Origin of the sequence: Amycolatopsis benzoatilytica AK 16/65, from assembly GCF_000383915.1 — a bacterium.
In the GTDB taxonomy this organism is placed as follows: Bacteria; Actinomycetota; Actinomycetes; order Mycobacteriales; family Pseudonocardiaceae; genus Amycolatopsis; species Amycolatopsis benzoatilytica.
In genome coordinates this window covers 4702096-4718483 of sequence record NZ_KB912942.1, presented here as the reverse complement: position 1 = coordinate 4718483, position 16388 = coordinate 4702096, and the positions used below count along the sequence as shown (strand labels likewise).

The following is a 16388-nucleotide window of genomic DNA, read 5'->3' as shown; positions in this document are numbered from 1 at the left end:
AGGACACATCGTGAAGGTCGTGATCGTCGGGGGCGGCATCGGCGGCATGAGCCTGGCCCTCTCGCTGTGCGCGGCCGGCCTGGCGGACATCGACGTCTACGAGTCGGCTCCGGCTGTTCGCGAGCTGGGCGTAGGGATCAACGTCCTGCCCCACGCGGTCAGGGAGCTCGCGGAGCTCGGTCTCCAGGACGAACTCTCGCGAATCGGTGTGCCGACCGCGGACTACACCTACTACTCGAGACACGGTCAGCAGATTTGGCGCGAGCCGCTGGGGATCGCCGCCGGTTACCGGTGGCCACAGCTTTCGATCCATCGAGGCGAACTGCTCGGCGTGCTGCACCGGGCCGTGCTCAAGCGGCTTGGCCCCGGCCGAATCCACACGAACCACCAGCTCTCCCGTTTCGGCAACCGCGATGACGGTGGCATCTGGGCCGAGTTCATCGGGCGGGACGCCGCGGGAGTTGCCGCGCGAGCTGAGGCCGACCTTCTGGTGGGTTGCGACGGTATCCATTCCACGGTTCGAAACGCCCTCTACCCGAAAGGCGATCCGCTTCGCTGGAACGGCGTGCTCATGTGGCGAGGCGTGAGCCAGGCGGCGCCGTTTCTGTCCGGCCGCTCGATGGTGAACATCGGCTCGAGCAAACGGCGCACCGTGGTCTACCCGATCTCTCTTGTGCCGGACCAACGGAACGGATCATTGATCAACTGGGTCGCGACCTGCCAGGTGTCGACCTCCGGGATGCCGCCGCAGGACTGGACAAATCTCGCGGAGCGAGAGCGAGTCGTCGAGACTTTCGCCGACTTCACCTTCGACTTTCTTGACGTCGTCCAGCTCATTCGCGATGCCGACGTGATCTACCAGTACCCGATGGTGGACAAGGACCCTCTTCCCTCCTGGAACTTCGGACGCACAACTCTCCTCGGCGATGCCGCGCACCCGATGCATCCGGTTGGTGGCAACGGCGCATCCCAGGCGATCCTCGATGCGCGCGTGCTGGCCCGCGAACTCGCGTCGCGGCAAACGATCGAGTCGGCTCTCTCCGCCTACGACAGCCAACGCCGCCCCGCGACGGCCGCGATCGCACAGTCGAACCGGAAGGCGGGCCCGCACCGCTGTCAGGACCTCGTGGAGGAGCGAGCACCCGACGGATTCAACGACATTCTCGACGTCATGACCCGGCAGGAGCTTGAAGGAATCGCCGACGATTACAAGCTCACCACCGGGTCAGAAATCGACCGATTGAACAACCGGGAGTCCCTGTCGGTTCCCTCATCGGTCGAATCCCGGCCCGAGCCCGACGCTTCCAGCGCGCCCTGATCAGACGGTCGTCGAGCGGATGCGATCATGGGCGCGCACGCGTCGTATAGGCGTGGCCGGGAGTTCGCCCCGGGTCGAAGTCGTGCCCGGTATCCCGGGAGGGCGCGCGGCGGAGGCCTCGCTGCCGCCGGGGCTCACACTCCCCAGTCCGGGCGCAGCGGCATCCCCGCCGCGCCGTCCTCGCCGGTCTTGACGCCTAATACCTGGTGCAGCTCGATCTCGCGGCGTTCGAAGGCCAGCCGGCAGGCCGCCAGGTACAGGGCCCACACGCGGGTGCGGCCCGCGCCGGCCTCCGCGACGGCTGCGTCCCGGTGCGTTTCCAGGTTCGCGCACCAGCCGGCCAGGGTGGCGGCATAGTGCTCGCGCAGATTTTCCGAGTGCCGGACCTCCAGTCCGCTGTCGTGCATGGCCGTGATGATCTCGCCGGGCGCCTCCAGTTCGCCGTCCGGGAAGACGTACCGGTCGATGAAGCCGCCGGAGCGGTGGGGCACGCCCGTGTCCGGGTTGGTGATGCAGTGGTTGAGCAACCGGCCGCGCGGCTTGAGCCGGCTCGCCAGGAAGCGGAAGTACGCCGGCACGTTGCGGGCGCCGATATGCTCGGTGAGGCCGATCGACGAGATCGCGTCGAACCCGGACTCGGCGACGTCCCGGTAGTCCAGATATCGGATCTCGGCCCGATCCGCCAGACCGTTGGCCACGATGTCCTTCTGCGCCCAGCGCGCCTGTTCCTGGGACAGCGTGACGCCGAGGGCCTGCACGCCGTAGTGCCGGACCGCGTGCTTGACCATTCCGCCCCAGCCGCACCCGACGTCGAGCAGCCGCATGCCCGGTTCAAGGCCCAGTTTGCGGCACACGAGGTCGAACTTGTGCGCCTGTGCCTCCTCCAGCGAACTGCCGGCGGCCGGGTAGACGGCGCAGGTGTAGGCCATCGATGGGCCGAGGATCAGCTCGTAGAACCGATTGGAGACGTCGTAGTGCCGGGAGATCGCCTCGCTGTCGCGGGCCCGGGAATGCCGGAGTCCCGACAGGGTCCGCTGCGCCCGCCCGGGCAGTTCCTCGGCCGGCGGCCGGACCCGGCGCAGGTGCCGGGGCCCGAGGGCGCGCAGCAGCCAAAGCCGGTCCGCTGGGCGGAGCTGGTCGACGTGGGCGGCAAGGGTGCGCAGCGCGGCATACAAGTCGCCGGTGACCTCCAGGGCGCCGGAGACGTAGGCGCGCGCCAGACCGAGGTCGCCGGGCGAGGACATGAGGTAGTCCAGCGCGAGCGGCGAGCACACCCGGATCGCCACCGGCGCGTCGGCCGGTCCGGCACTGCTGCCGTCATAGGCGGTGATCGACACCGCTGCGGTCGGCCCGAGCACTCGCTCGAACACTTCGCCGACAGATTTCGTTGCCTTGCTCATGCTCGTCTCTCTTCACGCGGCCGAACAGTCACCGACGGCGGACGCATTTCTCGTACAGGTCGAGCAGCCGTCCCTCCGGGTCGTAGTCGCCCTTGAGCTTCCGGAAGGCGGTGCCGTTGTACAGCCGCCAGAACTCGTCTTCCGGGTAGAAGCTGTCGGAATACAGCGACTTGCGCCCGCCGAGCTTCGTCACCTCGGCTTCGATCATGCGGTTGTGCACACTGTCATCCTCGCCGGGCGCGAGCGGCACGGCAGACCAGAACCCGAAGTTGACATAGAGCGTTCCGGAATCGAGCTCGTACAACGGCCAGCGCGCTCCGCCGGGCCGTGGCCGGATCGGGCAGACCCACACCGGGCTGATCCGGATCTCGCGCTCGAAGAAGTCGAGGAACTCGGCCGCCCGCGCGAGCGGCACCTCGATGTCTTGCACGATCGTCTCTTCGGGCGGCAAGCCCCGCAGCCGCAACAGCCGGGCGGCGATCTGGAACCGACGCTCGAACGCGACGATCTTCCAGTAGACCGACGAACGCAGCAGCCGACGGCCGAGCAGCAACCGCGGCAGCCGGTGCTGCACCCCGAACGCCCGGGAACACCAGAACCAGTCGGTGTCCCAACGCCACAGGTAGTCGCGAACGGAGAGGTAGTCGGTCGACCGGCGCCGGATCGACTGGTAATAAATCTGGAGCCACGTGTAGTCGCTCGTCGCCGGCGCAGTGTCGGTGAAGGTGCCCACGGTCAGGTAGAGCTCGTCCGGGCCGAACACCGTGCCGTCGACGAAGTCCACCAGCTCCCCGTCGTGGGTTCGGGTTTCGCAGACGGCGGCGAGGCCGGCGAAATACGCGCGTGCGTCTCGGTACCGGAGGTGCCGGAGCCGAACGTACGGTTTGACCGGTTCCAGCTGGATCCGCAGCCGGAGCGCGTAGCCGAGGGTGCCGTAGGAGTTGGGGAAGCCGTGGAAGAGTTCGCGGTGCTCGTTGTCCGGCCGGGCCACGACGACCCGGCCGTCCCCGGTGAGCAGCTCCATCTCCAGCACCGACTCGTGCGGCATGCCGTTGCGGAACGACGAGGATTCGATGCCCAGCCCGGTGACCGCGCCGCCGAGGGTGATCGTCTTCAGCTGCGGCACGACGAGCGGCATCAGGCCGTAGGGCAGGGTCGCGTCGACCAGGTGCTCGTAAGTCACCATGCCTTCGACCTCGGCGGTCCGGGTCAGCGGGTCGACCCGCAGCACGTGGGTGAAATCCGAAACGTCCAGCCCCGGCGTCTTCGTAGCGGCCCGGGACCGGAAGAGATTCGACGTCCGTTTCGCCAGCCGAACCCGGTCGTGCGGGGCGATCCTGGCCAGCTGTGACCGAAGCCGCGAGACCCGGGCCGCGTGTTCGGCGAACACCGGCGTGTCAGCGGCTTCGGGAGGCCCGGTCGCGCTTTGGTGCCCACCAGGAAGATCGATAGCCACGCTAAGCATACTGCCACACTCGGGGCAGGGGAGCAGGCTCGCGGAGCGTCATTGCCAGCAGAGGGGCGGACGTGCCGGGCGGCGTGAACGTCGGGCTGCTGGCGACCGTGGCCCGGTACGCGCTCGACGCGGACCTGCACGTGATCACGGAAGGCATCTTGGATTCCGGGCGACGTGCTCGCCCAGCTCGTGGCCGATCATCGCGGTCGTACTGGTGGGTTCGGAGTGGAGCGTCGTTCCTGCACCTCTGGGACGCCGCAGCGTAAACGGCATCGGCTGCGATGGAAGTAATGCCCCATCGCAGCCGAAAGCGCATCTGCGCGGCAGAGCGTGCGGTCAGCGGGAACCGGCTCCCGTTTTCTCTGCGGGCAGGTGCGAATCGCTTGTCGCGGGCGGAGTCTGCCGCCGGGCGACGAGATGATCTCCGGCGTCGGGTGAGTCGAGAGGTTGTCCAGCACGACGTGCACATCCTTGCCCGCGTGCGTTTCACCGCGCCACCGAGAGTTCCGGTTTCAGCTGGCGGTCAGAGCTGCTCCGGGGACACTTCGATCAGCGGCAGTTTCTCCAGCTCCGCAACGGACATGGCGCCTGCGGCGCTGCGCAGGCGTTCCTGATGCTCGGTGATGCGGCGTTCCACGATCCTGCTGAGTTCGTAGGCCAGCGCGCCCGTCTGGCGGACAGTGGCGTCGTCCAACGAGGCGCGCGGGGCGGAGGTGACGGCGATGCCGGCGGCGTGTCCCTGGGAGTCCTGCGCGGCACCGACCGCGACCTGTTCCCGCGGGTTGTGGACGGGGTCGGCGTAGTGCTTGCGGAGCTGCCGCAAGACCTTGTGCCACGCCAGGACTTCGCCGCGCAGCTTGATCGAGGTGACGTCCTCCTCGCTGAGCTGGCCGCTGGCGAAGCACCGCGCATAGGACAGCAACGCGGTCGTCCAGAGCGATTCCACCGTCAGATCATCCCGTTCGCCTTCGGGGGCTAGTGCCGCGACCAGTCGCTCGCAACAGCTCAGCACAGTCTGCAGGTCGTCGAAGGCCGACACTAGGCCGGTCAACGCCTGCGCATCCGGCGTGGTGAGCTGCCGGATAGCAGCGGGCGGGGCCGAGGTGTTCGTCATGGTGGGACCTCTCTAGCGAGCGGGGTGACAATGCCGTACTCGTGGATCTTGCGGTACATCGTTGCGCGCGAGACGCCAAGCAAGCGGGCTGCGTCGACTTTGTTGCCGGCCGCTTCTTCGAGGCCGCGGAAGATCGCGTCGCATTCGGTCGCCTCGATGCGATTGAGGTGCTTGCGCGTGACGGTGTGGAACTCCGGCGGCAGTTCGCACAGGTGAGCTGACCGCGCCGAAGAACTGCTCGCCGTAGCTGAACCCAGGAAGCAGTTCCGCCCCTTCCAGGTGCAGGTCCCGGTTCCCGGTGCGCCGACTCAGCACGATCCCGGAGGGACCTGTCGCGATGATGCTGATCAGCTGGTCGCCGAGCCGGGCCAGGGCGGGTTCGGCACCGCGGACCAAGGGGATCTCGAGATCCGGGTCGTCGAGGTAGGGCGGCTCGATGCGGTCGGCAGGCACCTGGAAATCGTGCGAACGGCACCAGTCCGAAAGAATCGGCTTGGGCACCTGCTTGGTCTCGAATGCCGCGGCGGTGCGGATCCGGATCTGCGCCAGGTTTTCGTCGTCGGCGACCACCGCGGCCGCCGAACTGTTCGATTGGGGGAGCTCGTCCAACGCCAGATCCCCCTCCTGCACCCGCAACACACGGCGGAAGGAACACATCGGGTGTCCTGAAGCTCAGGGTACGGACAGCGCGATGCCGATGGTGTCTCAAGTTGAGACATCATCGGAACGGACTGGGGCGTATCCTGGAGTACGGGGCGACGCAGCCCCCGAGCCGCACCACCCACAACCTGAGACGAGACGTCGCACCTATCGGAAGTCAAGGCCGGCGTCGCACGGAGCACCCGCCCGCTAGCTGAAACCGTGCTTTTAGCGCCCGGCACTGAACTGGCAGCGACGTATTCCGCGTGGTCGCGAAATGCTTGACGTGCTCATACCGAGGTGTCGCTCGTCTCTTCGGATTCCTCGGTCGCGAAGCCGATAGCCCCCTTCGGACAGCGCTGTGCCAGTGCGCTACGCGCTGTCGGCGACCGATCGGTGGACCACCTGCCGGCTGAGGAGGGCACGTGTTTCTTCAGGCGGCAACCCGAGTACGTCTTCGCAGATTTCTACCGTGTTCTCACCGCTGAGCGGGGCTGGTCTGGACGGAGGTACGGTCAGGCGCTCGAAGGGGGCTGCGACGTTTTCCATCGGCAGGGCGCCGTCGAGGAGCGGGTGCCGCATGGTCGTGAAGGTGTTGCGGGCGCGCAGTTGCGGGTCGTCGAGCAGTTCGGGTTGCCGAACCATCGGTGCTGCCGCGATTCCCTGCTCCTGCAGTATTTCTGCGGCCTCGGCTGGCGCGCGGCCGGCGGTCCACTTGGCGACGTACTCGGCCAGGTCGCCGTCCGGGGGTGCTCCGCAGACTTCGCGGAGTGCCTCGGCAGCTCGGGTGTCGATCACGCACCACTCGTCGTCGCCCGCGCAGGCGAACACCGTGTCCGCGTTGCCCGCGGCGGCCGAGCCTGATCGCAGGCCCGCCAAGGCGGCCAGTGCGGCGAACTGGTGAAGGACCACGTCGGACTGGGCGATCTCCAGATGTGCGCCGCGACCGGTTCGCTCTCGGGCCAGCAGTGCTGCTGCCACCGTCAGCGCACCCAGCTTCGCCGCTACGTGGTCGGGGAACACGGTGACGCCGTCCCATGACTCAACGTCTTCCGGTGCGTACTTCCACAGGCTCGTGACTCCGCACGCGGCGCGGACCAACGGGCCGTACCCGAGGCGGTTCGCCCACGGTCCGTTCCGGCTGAACGCGGAGCTTTCCAGCACGACGATCCTGGGGTTGACCGCCGACAGCCGGTCGTAGCCGATGCCGAGCGAATCTAAGGTGCCCGGCTTGAAGTTCGCCAGCACCACGTCGCTGCGGCTGGCCAGGTCTTCGAACAGCCGACGGCCTTCGGCGCTGCGGAGGTCCAGTCCGAGGCTGCGTTTGCCGCGATTGCCCCACGCGAACGACGCGTTCATCGCCTCGCCACGGCGGGTCTGGCGGAGCCCGTCCGGGAACGCGGTGTTTTCGATCTTGATCACGTCCGCGCCCAGGTCGGCGAAAGCCCGGCCGGCTTCCGCGCCGAACACGATCACGCCCAGGTCGAGGACGCGAATGCCGGAGAACGGGGCCGCACCGGAACCGAAGCCAGGCAGCGGTTCCCGTGGCCGCCACCGGCTGTCCTCTGTGGAGGGAACAGCTGGACTCGGCGACCGGATTCCGAGCCGACGGCCGTCGACGTCGGCGAACCCGACGGGCAGTGCCAGTTCGAGGCCGGGCGCAATTTCCCGGTTGGCCACCGTTCCGCACGCAATAAAGTGGTCGCTCGCCACCGCGTCGCCGAGCGTGAGCACCTGCGCGAGCGGCACTCCCCGGCGGGCCGCGTCCTCGACCAGGTCTGCCGCGACCCGAGGAGCGAACAATGCACTGATCAACGGTTCCAGGCGGTCGGCCGCAGCCACGCGTCCCGCGATGGAGCGGTAGGAGGGGTCGGCGAACTCCTCGGGCTCCCCGAGCCAGGAGAACATGCCGCGCCATTGGCGTTCGCTGAGCAGGCACAGCCGGACGAAGCCGTCGGCGCAGCGGTACACCGGGTAGACGTCCGCCGGCGGGCGGCCGCGACGGACTTTGCCGGACCGGCCGGCCGCGGCGGAACCCTGGGCGCCGAACGCGGGGTCGAGGCCGGTGACCAGGGCCTCTTGGTGGGAAAGATCGATGACTTGCCCACGGCCGGTTCGGCGGCGCAGGACGTGGCCGACGAGTGCGGTCCACGCCGCTTGGGCGGCGGCGGTTGCCTCGGCGATGCTTTCGGGCGGGAGCAGGGGTTCTCCGCCTGGGCGTCCCGATCGCGACAGGGAACCGTTGAGCGCCAGCAAGGTTCGTGCGGTCGCCTGCCACCCGCTGCGCGGACCGGTGCGGCCGAAGGGCGAGCTGATTACGACGGTTAGGTGGTCGAGCCCGTCGATGCCGAGCTGATCCAGTGCGCGAGGCGTCACGAACGCGATGTCCGCGCCGGCGAGCAGCTGCCGGACGCGGGAACGGTCGTCCGGGACGTCCAGATCCGCGGCGATTGCACGCTTGTTCGCATTACGGACAGCAAAAGGAATCGATACACCGCCGACTGCGGGGGTCTGGTGCCGCAACGGGGATCCGCCCGGCGGCTCGACCTTCACGGTGTCGGCGCCCAAGTCGGCCAGCAGCCGGGCGGCCGCTTCCCCGACGGCGTCGCCGAGATCGACGACGCGCACGTCGTGCAGCGGCAGCTTCCCCGCAGTCATCGCGGATCCTCCTCGATCGGCTGCTGTTAATCTAACGTCGTTCGGTTTATTTGCCAATCCCTGGAGGTTCGATGTCCACTGTGATCACTTACCGGGTCGACAGCCGGGTCGCGACGGTCCTGCTCGACCGCCCGGACCGTGGCAACGCGATGACGCTGGACTTGTGCGAGCAACTAGTCGACGCGATCGACCGGGCGGAGGCCGACGACGAGGTCGCCGCCGTGGTGCTCACTGGCGCTGGCCGCAACTTCTGTGTCGGCGCCGATCTCGATGAGGGTTTCCATCACGGCGACCGCGAGCCGAGCCCGCAGTTCACCGCGTTCGCGGAGCGCTTCGGCGAAATCGGGGGAGTGCCGCGCGACGCCGGCGGGGTGGTCACGCTCCGACTGGCCGGGATGCTGAAGCCGCTGATCGTCGCGGTGAACGGCGCGGCGGTGGGCGGCGGGGCTTCCATGGTGCTGCCGGCCGACATTCGGGTGGTCGGCGAGTCCTCGCGCCTCGGATTCGTATTCCCGCGCCGCGGCATGCTCACCGAGTCGGCGTCGAGCTGGTTTCTGCCGCGACTGGTCGGCATGGCTCGAGCGAGCGAGTGGGTGCTCACCGGTCGATTGCTCGACGCCGCCGAGCTTGTCGCGTCCGGTCTGGCGAGCCGGGTCGTGCCAGACGGCCAGTTGCTCGATGCTGCCTACGGCATTGCTCGCGAAATCGTGGCCAACACGTCCACGGTGGCCGTTTCCCTGTCGCGGCAGCTGTTGTGGAGCATGCTCGGCGCGGCTTCGCCGTGGGACGCGCACGCCGTCGAATCGCGCGGAGTGCACCACCTGCCGGCGCAGGCCGACGTCGCCGAGGGCGTGCGAGCTTTTCTGGACAAGAGATCGCCGGACTTTCCGTTGCGCGTGCCGCGCGACTATCCGGACTACGGTCCGCGGTGGCCGGACATCCGTGTGCGGTGATTGCGGCGCGGGGCGGCCCCGGGGGTGCTTGACGCGTCCGCGTCGGCCGAACCGTCGGGAGTTCGACCGTCCGAGGTGCGGGCAAGGGGTTCACAAAACTAACGTGATTAGTTAAAGTTGGATGAGTACCGACGAACGGCAATGGAGCTGGAGGTGGGCGATGGACCGCGAAACGACGCTGCGGATGACCGTCGTCGACCGGCGCCCGCTGGCTGACGGCGTCGTCGGACTCGTCCTGGCGTCGCCGGATCAGGCGGTGCTTCCGGCATGGCGCCCCGGCGCGCACGTGGACCTCGAACCCGAAGGCGGCCTCGTCCGGCAGTACAGCCTGTGCGGCGATCCGGCGAACGCCGACCGCTGGGACGTCGCGGTCCTGCGGGTCGAAGACGGCCGCGGCGGCTCTGCCTGGATTCACGACAAGCTCGAAGCAGGCGACGAACTGAAGGTGCGCGGTCCGCGCAATCGATTCGAGCTCGAACCGGCTGAGTCGTACCAGTTCATCGCCGGGGGGATCGGCATCACGCCGATCCTGCCGATGATCCGTGCCGCCGAGATGGCGGGTGCCGACTGGCGGCTTTCCTACGGCGGGCGCAGCCTGTCCACTATGGCGTTCCTGCCGGAACTGGCGACCTACCGCGACCGCGTCACGATCCTGCCTCAGGACGAGACCGGGATACTCGACCTCGGCGAGCTGCTCGGCGAGCCCGCTCCTGGCCGCCGCGTCTACTGTTGCGGACCTGAGGGCCTCCTGGCCGCGGTCGAACGCGCGATGTCCGAGCGACCGGGCGAATCGCTGCACGTCGAACGCTTCTCCCCGAAGGAGCCGGTCGACACCTCCGGCACGGCCTTCGAGGTGGAGGTTGCCTCGACCGGGCAGCGAGTGACCGTCCACGAGGGACAGAGCATCATCGACGCGCTCGGCGAGGTCGGTGTCTCCGTTGATTTTTCCTGTCGAGAAGGGACCTGCGGAACCTGTGAGACGGGTGTTCTCGACGGGGTTCCCGAGCATCGCGATTCCGTGCTCACGGCCGAAGAACAGGCCGGAAACGACTGCATGATGATCTGCGTCGGCCGATGCGTGCGCGGCCCGCTGGTCCTGGACCTGTAAGGAGATACAGCCTATGAGCGCCACCGTCGGTGCCGCCCTGGCGTGGTGGGCCGCGAATACGCCCGAAGCCGCCGCGTTCGTCTTCGAAGAAGAGACGTTGGACTACGCGACGGCGGAAGCGTGGTCCAGCCGGATCGCGCAGCACCTGCGCGCCGAAGGGGTCCGCGAAGGCGACCGCGTCGGGCTGTTCGCCCCGAACAGCGTCCCCTGGCCGGTGGCAGCGCTCGGCGTGGTCAAGGCCGGTGCCGTCCTGGTGCCGCTCAACAGCCGGTTCAAAGCCGCGGAGCTGCGCAAGGTGCTGGCCGACGCAGGGGCGGATGTCGTCATCGCCGACGATGCGCTGAAGGGGGTGGTCGACGAGGCTAGTACGCGCGGCGGCCCCGTGACGGTGGTGCCGTTCAGCGCCGTCGACGTCCTGCGGGCCGGCCCCGAAACGTCATTTCGCGTCGACCGCGCCGAAGACGAGCCGATCGCGATCATCTTCACCAGCGGCTCGACCGGGCGTTCCAAGGGCGTGGTGCTCACCAACCGCACCCTGCTCAGCATCGTGTTCGAGGCGACCCTGGTCGAAGCGGGTTTCCACCGTGGGTCCAGCACCCTGCTGGTGCTGCCGCTCGCCTTCACGCCCGGACTGGTCTGGGGTCTGCTCATGACCACTGTGCTCGGCGGCAAACTCGTGATCGAAAAAGAACTGTCCCCCTCCCGCGCGGTCCGGTTGATCGAGCAACACCGCATCGAAGCGATCTTCGGCGTTCCGCTCGTGTACCAGGCGCTCGCGTCCGCTCCGGAGTTCGCCGGGGCCGACCTCGAGTCGCTGCGCAGTGCAGTGGTCGGCGGGGCAGCGGTGCCCGTCGCGCTCCTGCAGGCGTGGGCCGCGAAGAACGTCGCGCTGCGCCAGATCTACGGCATGACCGAGGCTGGCGGGATCGCGACTTCGACGCCGGTGCACGAGTTCCGCGAGCACCCGGACACCTGCGGCCGCGGGCACATCTTCACCGAGGTCATGGTGGTGGCCGACGACGGGACCCCGGCGCCGGCCGGGCAGCCCGGCGAACTGGTCATCCGCGGTCCGGGCGTCACCCCGGGCTACTGGGACTCGCCCGAGGTCAACGCCGAGGTCTTCCGCGACGGCTGGCTGCACAGCGGCGATCTCGGCGTGACCGATGAAGACGGCCGGATCCGGTTCGTCGACCGCCTCAAAGACCTCATCATCACCGGCGGCATCAACGTCTCGCCGGTCGAACTGGAGCAAGTCGTCGACGCGATCGACGGAATCGCGGAGTCCGTTGTCATCGCGGTGCCTGATCCGAAGTTCGGGGAGACACCCGCGGTGATCGCCCACGCAGCGCCCGGCGTGTCCGAAGCGGACGTTGTCGCCGCGTGCTCGGAAGTGCTCGCAGACTTCAAAGTGCCGCGCTACGTGGTGCTGCGCGAGGAACCGCTGCCGCGACTGCCCAGCGGGAAGATCAGCCGGACCGCGGTTCGGGAGCAGTATGCGGGCCTGACCGAGCAGTACGCCAAAGTCCGCTGACGATCGCACAGGGAGCCGAAAAATGCCGGCAACGGTGACATTGGAACGGCATGGTCACGTCGGGGTGGTGACCATCCGCCGTCCGGAGGCGATGAACGCGGTGAACGCCGCAGTCGCCGGCGGGATCGGCGAGGCCCTCGCCGAGGCCGACGCGGACGACAGCGTCCGTGCACTCGTGATCACGGGCACCGGTGCGGCGTTCTGCGCCGGAGCGGACCTCAAAGCGCTGGCCCGCCGCGAGGACATCTCGGCCCCAGGGCATCCCGAGTGGGGATTCGCGGGCTACACGAGGCACTTTGTGTCCGTCCCGACGATCGCCGCGGTCAACGGGTTCGCGCTCGGCGGCGGGACCGAGATCGTCCTCGCCTCCGATCTCGCGGTGCTCGACGAGGGCGCCGCGCTCGGTTTGCCAGAAGTGAAACGCGGCCTGCTCGCCGCGGCCGGCGGGGTGATCCGCACGCAACGGCAGATCCCGCTGAAACTCGCGATGGAACTCGCGCTCACCGGCGACCCGGTCGATGCCGAGACCGCCGTCCGCTGGGGGCTGGCCAACCGCGCCGCGCCGTCGGGGAAGGCGCTCGAGACCGCGGTCGAGCTCGCCGAGCGGATCGCGGCGAACGCGCCGCTGTCGGTGCGGGAGACGAAAAAGACGATGCACCGGACCGCCGCGCTCGGTTCCGACTGGGACGAGGCCCCGTGGGAGGTCAACGACCGCGCGATGGGCCGGGTGCTGCGGTCCGCGGACTTCGCCGAAGGCACCCGGGCCTTCGCCGAGAAACGCGCTCCGCAGTGGACGGGGCGCTGACGTGGGCGGGATCGACCGACTGGTCGTCGTAGGCGGGTCGCTGGGTGCGGCGCGGGTCGTCGAAGAAGCGCGCCGGATCGGATTCGCCGGGTCGATCGTCGTGATCGGCCGGGAACACCACGTGCCCTACGACCGCCCGCCGCTCACCAAGGAGTTCCTGACGGCGGAAACGGAGCCGGAGCTGGTCGCGCACCTGCCGGACCCGGAGGCGCTCGCCGTCACGCTGATGACCGGGACGGCCGCGCTGTCGCTGGACACGCGCAACCGGCTGGTTCGCACCGAGCGCGGCGAAGTCGGCTACGACGCGCTGGTGATCGCGACCGGCGGGCAGCCGCGGCCGCTCGAGGTGCCGGGCGGAGACCTGCCCGGGGTCACCACTCTGCGGTCCGTCGAGCAGGCGCGGACCGTCCGGGCGGCGCTCGAACCCGGCGCGCGCGTCGTGGTCGTCGGGGCCGGTTTCGTCGGCTGCGAGATCGCGTCCAGTGCGCGGGCCCGCGGCGCGGACGTCACGGTGGTGGAAGCACTCCCGCTGCCGCTGGCGAACGCGGTCGGCCCGCTGGTGGCCGAACGACTGGCTTACCTGCACCGCCAGTACGGCGTCGACCTCCGGACTCGCACCAAGGTCCGGGAGATCACCGGGAACGGCGCGGTCGAGAAGGTCCGGCTCAATGACGGCAGCGTCGTCCCGGCCGATCTCGTCGTGGTGGGGATCGGGGTGGATCCGACGACCGGGTGGCTGCGCGGCTCGGGTGTCGCGGTCAGCGACGGCGTCGCGTGCTCTCCCTATCTGGAAAGCACCGTGCCCGGCGTATACGCGGTCGGGGACGTCGCGCGCTGGGTCAACCAGTGGAACGGCCGGTCGAGCCGGCTGGAGCACTGGACGTCCACCGGCGAACAGGCCGTGGCGGTGGTGCGCAACGCGCTGACCGACGACCGGAGCCCGTGCGGGATCGTGCCGTATTTCTGGTCTGAGTGGTATGGGCACAAGCTCCAGCTGCTCGGCGAACCGGCCGACGAGGTCGAGCTGCTCGGCGACGCCGGGGGAGCGAGCGACCCGTTCCTCGCGCAGTACCGCTACGACGGCGACCTGGCCGGCGCGTTCGCTTTCGACCGCACCGGGCCGCTGATGAAGCTGCGCGCCGCGGTGCGGAAACGCACCTCCTGGCAGGCGATGCTCGGCAAGCCGGCCCAGCCGGGCGCCGGGCTGATCGGCACCTGAGAACCGGAACTCCGTTCTCGGTTGCGGACATCCATGCTTCCGTTTATCTTATGTCGTTAGATTTAGTGAGGTGGTCACGGTGGACGAAACGGGGACCGACCGCGAAGCGCGGATCAGGCAGGCGCTGCAGCACCTGAAGAACGACACGACCGATCAGTTCGACAAGGTGGAGCCCTTCGAGGCGAGCGAGTTCACAGATCCGGAACTCGCCGCGCGCGAGCGCGATCTCGTGTTCGGCCGGGTCCCGACGATCGTTGCGCACGGGTCGGAGATCCCGAACGCGTTCGACTTCAAGACGGTGCGGATGCCGCGCAACAACGTGATCATCGCGCGTCAGCGCGACGGCGGGGTGAAGGCTCTGGTCAACCTGTGCCGGCACCGCGGCGCGCTGCTGGAATGCGAGGCAAGCGGACGCCGCCGGCTGTTCTCCTGCCCGTATCACCGCTGGTCCTACGACATCGACGGCAAGCTGCGCACGGTCACCCGGGACAACACCTTCGGCGAGCTCGACCGCGCCGAAGCCGGGCTGGTCGAGCTGCCGTGCGAGGAGCGCCACGGGTTCGTCTGGGTGATCGACCGGGCGGGCGCGGAGATCGACGTCGCGGGCTGGCTCGGGCCCGAGATGGACGCCATCCTCGCGGGCTACCGACTGGACCGGCTCGCCTGCGTCCGGCAGGAAGGCTTCGAGGAGCCGACCAACTGGAAAATCATGCAGGACGCCTTCCTCGACGGCTACCACGTTCAGTACGCCCATCCGAACACAGCCGCGAAGTACATCCACACCAACGTGATGGTGTTCGAGGATTTCGGCCGGCACTGCAGGTTCATCGCTCCGCGCAAGAGCATCGACCGCTGGCTCGAGGAGGACCCCGGCGACCGCAGCCTCGTCGAAGACGTCACCGAGACGCACTTCCTCGGCCCGAACAGCACGCTGCTCAAGCAACCGGACCACTTCCAGCTGCTGACCTTCCGTCCGCACCCGGAGTCGCCGACGCATTCGGTCATGGAGATGCGGCTGATCGTGCCCTCGCCCGAGGAAGCGGGTCTCCCGCCGGAGCGGTGGGAACAGCTCTGGGAGAAGAACTGGCAGATCCTGCTTTCGGTGCTGCACGCGGAGGATTTCCCGGTGCTGCGCGATTCGCAGGCCGGGATGGCCAGCCGTGACGCCGGCTCGATGCTGCTGGGCCGCAACGAGGTCGCCAACCAGGTTTTTCGGCGACTGCTCAAGCGGCTGCTGGCGGAAACGGCGGACGCGTGATCGGCTACCGGTGGCGGGAGTCGCTCGACGACGAGGAAACCCGCCAGGTCGACGAACTGCTGACCGCGGCGGCTGCTTTCGACGCCGAAGCGGGATTCCCCACAGCGCTGCCGGCGAAGCGAAGCACGGGCGCGACCCGCCACATCGTGGTCACGATAGCGCCCAAGGGAGAACGCGGGAACGCCGAACTCGACCGGCTGCCCGAGGCGGACATCGTGGCCTACCTTCGGCTGGAGCTGTCCGACGGGGACGGCGACGTCCAGTTCGTCGTGCGCCCGGAATTCCGGTCGCACGGGGTCGCCACCCTGCTCGCCGAGCTGCTCGACGAGCGGCCGGACGGCTGGGCACGGGTGCCGGGCCTGCGCCGCTTGCACGTGTGGGCGCACGGCAATCACCCGGCAGCCGAACGGACGGCCCGCCGGTTCGGGGCGATCGTCGAACACGGCGTCTTCAAAACGCTGCGGCTCCTCGGCGGCTCCCGCCCGTACCGCGGGCCTTCGGCTGACGTGCGGCGATCACCGGCTGCGGAACCGCCGCCGGAAGTGGTTGCCGGGCACCGGACGGCGATGGCTCCGGACGAGCGGGCGCCGTTCGGGCACGCGATGACTCGGCTGTCCGATGTGGACGGAAACGGCAGTCTGCTGGTCGGCGTCGACGCCGAAGACCCGGCAGGCCACCCGGCCTGCGTGGCCGTGGAGACCCCGGATGCCGGCCGTGAGCTTCTGCAGGGTCTGCTGAGCCAGGCATTGCTCGACGTGCAGGAGGCAGGCGCACGCCGGGCGGTGCTGTACGTCGATGCCCTGCGGGCGGACTTCGTCAGCGCTTCACGCGAGCTGGCTTTCGAGCATGACCACTCGGACTTCTGCTACGTCCGCCCGCTCACCGACAACTGAACCACCGACAACGACGTCAACAGCATCACACGGAGG

The 16388-nt window shown here is 68.7% G+C and carries 13 protein-coding genes; 8 read left to right on the top strand and 5 right to left on the bottom strand.

Going from position 1 to position 16388, the window contains the following annotated elements; translation table 11 throughout:
- Positions 1-10: 10 nt before the first annotated feature.
- Positions 11-1318, top strand: a complete 1308-nt coding sequence (locus AMYBE_RS0121665) for a flavin-dependent oxidoreductase (RefSeq protein WP_020661485.1) — start codon at positions 11-13, stop codon at positions 1316-1318.
- Between the two features lie 134 nt (positions 1319-1452).
- Here AMYBE_RS0121665 and AMYBE_RS0121660 read toward each other — a convergent pair whose 3' ends face one another.
- The 5 genes from AMYBE_RS0121660 to AMYBE_RS0121635 all read right to left on the bottom strand — a co-directional run bounded on the left by AMYBE_RS0121660 (position 1453) and on the right by AMYBE_RS0121635 (position 8585).
- Positions 1453-2718: a class I SAM-dependent methyltransferase gene (locus AMYBE_RS0121660; protein ID WP_020661484.1), complete on the bottom strand. Its 1266-nt coding sequence runs from the start codon at positions 2716-2718 to the stop codon at positions 1453-1455.
- Positions 2719-2746: 28 nt separating this feature from the next.
- Positions 2747-4108 carry an FAD-binding oxidoreductase gene (locus AMYBE_RS0121655; RefSeq protein WP_020661483.1) on the bottom strand — a complete coding sequence of 454 codons (1362 nt, stop codon included), beginning with the start codon at positions 4106-4108 and terminating at the stop codon, positions 2747-2749.
- 589 nt (positions 4109-4697) lie between these two features.
- Positions 4698-5288, bottom strand: coding sequence for a hypothetical protein (locus AMYBE_RS0121645; protein WP_027927874.1), 591 nt, complete (start codon positions 5286-5288; stop codon positions 4698-4700).
- Entirely contained in the window at positions 5285-5422 is a 138-nt protein-coding gene (locus AMYBE_RS46905; protein WP_425386956.1) for a helix-turn-helix domain-containing protein, read from the bottom strand. Before AMYBE_RS46905 ends, AMYBE_RS0121645 begins: the two co-directional genes overlap by 4 nt.
- 877 nt (positions 5423-6299) lie before the next feature.
- On the bottom strand, positions 6300-8585 hold the full coding sequence (locus AMYBE_RS0121635; protein ID WP_020661481.1) for a CaiB/BaiF CoA-transferase family protein: 2286 nt from the start codon (positions 8583-8585) through the stop codon (positions 6300-6302).
- A gap of 71 nt (positions 8586-8656) precedes the next feature.
- Here AMYBE_RS0121635 and AMYBE_RS0121630 point away from each other — a divergent pair, with 71 nt between their 5' ends.
- The 7 genes from AMYBE_RS0121630 (at position 8657) to AMYBE_RS43440 (ending at position 16352) form a co-directional block, all read left to right on the top strand.
- Positions 8657-9538, top strand: coding sequence for an enoyl-CoA hydratase-related protein (locus AMYBE_RS0121630; RefSeq protein ID WP_020661480.1), 882 nt, complete (start codon positions 8657-8659; stop codon positions 9536-9538).
- Positions 9539-9659: 121 nt separating this feature from the next.
- Positions 9660-10646, top strand: coding sequence for a PDR/VanB family oxidoreductase (locus tag AMYBE_RS0121625; RefSeq protein WP_245573235.1), 987 nt, complete (start codon positions 9660-9662; stop codon positions 10644-10646).
- Between the two features lie 13 nt (positions 10647-10659).
- On the top strand, positions 10660-12177 hold the full coding sequence (locus tag AMYBE_RS0121620) for a class I adenylate-forming enzyme family protein (RefSeq protein WP_020661478.1): 1518 nt from the start codon (positions 10660-10662) through the stop codon (positions 12175-12177).
- A 22-nt stretch (positions 12178-12199) separates the two neighbouring features.
- On the top strand, positions 12200-12982 hold the full coding sequence (locus tag AMYBE_RS0121615; protein WP_027927872.1) for an enoyl-CoA hydratase-related protein: 783 nt from the start codon (positions 12200-12202) through the stop codon (positions 12980-12982).
- A 1-nt stretch (position 12983) separates the two neighbouring features.
- Positions 12984-14201: an NAD(P)/FAD-dependent oxidoreductase gene (locus AMYBE_RS0121610; RefSeq protein WP_020661476.1), complete on the top strand. Its 1218-nt coding sequence runs from the start codon at positions 12984-12986 to the stop codon at positions 14199-14201.
- Positions 14202-14280: 79 nt separating this feature from the next.
- Positions 14281-15459, top strand: a complete 1179-nt coding sequence (locus AMYBE_RS0121605) for an aromatic ring-hydroxylating oxygenase subunit alpha (protein WP_020661475.1) — start codon at positions 14281-14283, stop codon at positions 15457-15459.
- Positions 15456-16352 carry a GNAT family N-acetyltransferase gene (locus AMYBE_RS43440; RefSeq protein WP_020661474.1) on the top strand — a complete coding sequence of 299 codons (897 nt, stop codon included), beginning with the start codon at positions 15456-15458 and terminating at the stop codon, positions 16350-16352. The genes AMYBE_RS0121605 and AMYBE_RS43440 overlap by 4 nt, the downstream gene beginning before the upstream one ends.
- Positions 16353-16388 lie beyond the last annotated feature (36 nt).

Excerpts from the sequence above, each read along its gene's own strand:
- AMYBE_RS0121620 (WP_020661478.1), top strand. The coding sequence starts at position 10,660 with ATGAGCGCCACCGTCGGTGCCGCCCTGGCGTGGTGGGCCGCGAATACG.
- AMYBE_RS0121660 (WP_020661484.1), bottom strand. The coding sequence starts at position 2,718 with ATGAGCAAGGCAACGAAATCTGTCGGCGAAGTGTTCGAGCGAGTGCTC.
- AMYBE_RS0121625 (WP_245573235.1), top strand. The coding sequence starts at position 9,660 with ATGAGTACCGACGAACGGCAATGGAGCTGGAGGTGGGCGATGGACCGC.
- AMYBE_RS0121635 (WP_020661481.1), bottom strand. The coding sequence starts at position 8,585 with ATGACTGCGGGGAAGCTGCCGCTGCACGACGTGCGCGTCGTCGATCTC.
- AMYBE_RS0121645 (WP_027927874.1), bottom strand. The coding sequence starts at position 5,288 with ATGACGAACACCTCGGCCCCGCCCGCTGCTATCCGGCAGCTCACCACG.
- AMYBE_RS0121630 (WP_020661480.1), top strand. The coding sequence starts at position 8,657 with ATGTCCACTGTGATCACTTACCGGGTCGACAGCCGGGTCGCGACGGTC.
- AMYBE_RS0121615 (WP_027927872.1), top strand. The coding sequence starts at position 12,200 with ATGCCGGCAACGGTGACATTGGAACGGCATGGTCACGTCGGGGTGGTG.